General features: G+C 30.6%; 2 protein-coding genes. Both read left to right on the forward strand.

Annotated elements, in window-relative coordinates; translation table 11 throughout:
* Window positions 1–116: IS607 family transposase (locus AB1414_20960; GenBank protein ID MEW6609882.1), on the forward strand; the 116-nt coding region annotated here is incomplete at its 5' end.
* Entirely contained in the window at window positions 82–1,230 is a 1,149-nt protein-coding gene (locus tag AB1414_20965) for a transposase (GenBank protein MEW6609883.1), read from the forward strand. The genes AB1414_20960 and AB1414_20965, both read left to right, overlap by 35 nt.
* Window positions 1,231–1,378 lie beyond the last annotated feature (148 nt).

Genomic DNA, 1,378 nt, shown 5'->3' on the forward strand with positions numbered 1-1,378 from the left:
GGATAATGACTTTATTTAGTTGTAAATTACAGGGCAAAAAAGCTAATAAAGGTAAACAGATGATCAGGGAGTTGATTTCTGATGATAACAGGAGTCAAAGTCAGGTTAATTCCTGATAAAGAGCAAGAGAAATTATTGTGGCAGTCATCCGGTACGGCAAGATGGGCATACAATTGGTGTTTGGATAAGCAAATTAATAATTATAAAAATGGTGGTAAATTTATACCGGATGGAGTAATGAGGAAAGAATTGACTGAATTAAAGAAATCAGAAGAATATAAATGGTTAAATAATATATCTGCACAAATCCCAAAACAGGCGATAAAAGACTGTTGCAATGCTTTTAAGAAATTTTTTAATAAGGAGTCAAACTTCCCTAAATTTAAGAGTAGAAAGAAGTCAATACCATCTTTCTATAATGATACTCATAAATTATCAGTAAAAGAAACATCAGTTCTTATAGAAAAAGTAGGATGGATTGAATTGTCGGAAGACAATAGAATTCCGGTAAAATCAGATAAGATAAAATATTATAATCCGAGGATAACTCATGATGGGAAATACTGGTATATATCTGCAGGTATTGATGAGAAAGTTGATGGTCGGGAATTATCTGATAAATCTATAGGAATCGATGTGGGAATTAGCTCTCTGGCTATATGCAGTAATGGTATAAAATTTAAGAACATTAATAAGACTAAAAAGGTTAAGAAACTAAAAAAGAAGTTAAAAAGATTTCAAAGACAGGTGTCAAGGAAATATTTAATCAATAAGGAAGGAGAGAAGTTCGCCAAAACTAATAATATTATAAAACTTGAAAGAAAGATAAAATTGCTTCATAGGAGATTGAAGAATATAAGAAATAATTATATTCATCAGTCAACTTCTACGATAGTGAAAACCAAACCTCGTAGAATAATTATGGAAACATTAAATATCTCCGGTATGATGAAGAATAAACATTTATCTAAAGCAATACAGGAACAATGTTTATATAAGTTTAAAGAAACGTTAAGATATAAATGTGAGAAATATGGAATACAATTTATTGAAGCAGATAAATTTTATCCGTCTTCTAAGATGTGTTCTCATTGCGGATATATCAGAAAAGACTTAAAGTTATCCGACAGAACTTATATATGTCCTGAATGTGGGCTTGTTATAGATAGAGATTATAATGCTTCCATAAATTTAGAACACTATGAAGTGCCTGTAACACAATCATCTTAAAAGATAGTTACAGGATGTAGGATGCGTTGTATCCGACTTTAAGCCTGTGGAATACTATATCAAACATGATTAGCTTCGGCAAAAGTGGGTATGATGAAGCAGGAATAAAACAAAGTTTTATAACTTTTTATAAGATTTTGGCAACGGT

It is taken from the genome of bacterium (genome assembly GCA_040755795.1).
Classification (GTDB): domain Bacteria; phylum UBA9089; class CG2-30-40-21; order CG2-30-40-21; family SBAY01; genus JBFLXS01.

Bases quoted from the DNA above. Each gene is read 5' to 3' on its own strand.
- AB1414_20965 (MEW6609883.1), top strand. From the start codon at position 82: ATGATAACAGGAGTCAAAGTCAGGTTAATTCCTGATAAAGAGCAAGAG.